3 protein-coding genes are annotated in these 1,548 nt (G+C 66.3%); all 3 read right to left on the bottom strand.

Annotated features, from left to right (window positions below; genetic code table 11):
* Positions 1 to 444 precede the first annotated feature (444 nt).
* Positions 445 to 780 (bottom strand): alpha-amylase inhibitor, encoded by a 336-nt coding sequence (locus tag DEP02_RS33470; RefSeq protein WP_500299316.1) that lies wholly within the window; start codon positions 778 to 780, stop codon positions 445 to 447.
* A gap of 288 nt (positions 781 to 1,068) precedes the next feature.
* Positions 1,069 to 1,197 (bottom strand): hypothetical protein, encoded by a 129-nt coding sequence (locus tag DEP02_RS35680; protein ID WP_369123207.1) that lies wholly within the window; start codon positions 1,195 to 1,197, stop codon positions 1,069 to 1,071.
* A gap of 51 nt (positions 1,198 to 1,248) precedes the next feature.
* The coding region (locus DEP02_RS15025; protein ID WP_157977452.1) for a hypothetical protein at positions 1,249 to 1,548 on the bottom strand (300 nt) is incomplete at its 5' end.

Genomic DNA, 1,548 nt, shown 5'->3' with positions numbered 1-1,548 from the left:
TCTCCTTCGCTGCGGTCGGGCCCGGGATCGCGGTGCGGTGTTCGTGCCGGAAGCCCAGGTGACCAAGGTGCTGCCACGCAATGGAGCTGGAGGCGCGCGAGACGCTCCGCTCGGACGTGTCCTTGTGGACCACGGGGGTACAGGGAAAGGCAGTGGCGGGTGACGCCGGGATCGCGGCGGCCGAACGAGGACTGCTGGTGGTCGGCGGGAGACTGCGGTCGCTGTCTCACCCGGACGTGTAAGGGGCCGGGAAGGTGGACCGCCGACCGGCCACCAACACCGGTCGGCGGTCCACCTTTATGGTTCGGACCGATTGGCGGTTCTTGCAGGTGTCCACAGCGCCTGCTGCCACCGGGCCATCAGCCTGGCCGGGAACAGGTGCCGTCTGGCGAGGGCCGGGAGCAGCTGCCGCTCAGCGGCTTCGAGACATGCGGGACAAATACGTCAGCACACGGCAGTGCTGTTGTAAAATCCGAGGAGCCCGTCGTACCGGTAATACCTCTCGCCACCGACGGGGATGGTGTAGCAGGGACTGTCGGGAGCCCAGTCCACGATGACCTGCACCTTCATGGTCTTGGTGCACTTGTTGACCAGGAACACGCTGAAGCCATTGGCGTCATTGTGCACAGAGCGCACGACACACGCAGGCGCGGTGGCGGCATAGGCAGCAGGCGCGGTCGAGATGGAGGCAGCGCCGAGAGCAGCAGCCGCAACGGTGGCGGCAGCAATCCTGTTGAGTGCAGGCATGATCCCTCGCTCTTTCAGTCTGGTTTTCTTCATGGTCACTTCCAAACAGCACGCGGGGCCGCCCGTACCGAAAGCAGGCGGTCGGCGCAAGCGTGTCCGCGGCCGGCGGCGACGTTCCTGTGGAGGTTCGGCCTGGAACAGGCTTGCCACATCAGAGCCGCGGTAGCCGCGAGTGCGCCGATACGTTTCAACACGAAGATTCCCCTGCTGTCCTGATCTTTGGACTGGAGCTCTATGGCTGGGCACCAGCATGGTGCTTCGCCGGCGGCATGTCCTTGACGATGAGCGCGCCGTACTTGCCGGTGTGCGTATGACGGGTCTTCAAAGTTGAGCGGTGCGGAGGTGTCCGCGGGCTCGGCGGGTGGTGACGCAGCGTGTGCGTAGCCGCTGGCTGTCGGCGTTGCGGAAGCCGAACGCGTTGCGGGCGATGAGTTTGATCACGCGGTTGATGCCTTCGCTCGCTTGGCGTTGCTGTGTCCGGTGTCGATGAACGCGGCGATCTCAAGCCACCAACGGTCGACGGTGACGGCGAGCTGCCGTACTTCGGATGTCCCACGAGAGGCCGGTGACCTGAAGCTGCCGCACCACGGCGTCCGCGGCGGAGCGGTCACCGGCGGGCGGGTCGATCCGCTTCAGGTTGCTCACGGTGTCCCGGACGGCCCCGACATTGAGCCGGGCCCACGCCGTGTACTCCGTGAGGTTGCCGTCGGTGGGCTCTTCGACCGGCATGTACAGGCTCGCGGCGTTGAGCGGGTGGAGGGCCTCGACGAAGGCGCGCTGGTCGGGGTCCAGGTCGGTGGC

It is taken from the genome of Streptomyces triticisoli (genome assembly GCF_003270085.1).
Classification (GTDB): domain Bacteria; phylum Actinomycetota; class Actinomycetes; order Streptomycetales; family Streptomycetaceae; genus Streptomyces; species Streptomyces triticisoli.
Note: the sequence above shows the minus strand (reverse complement) of the source record. Positions and strands in the feature narration are given on the sequence as shown.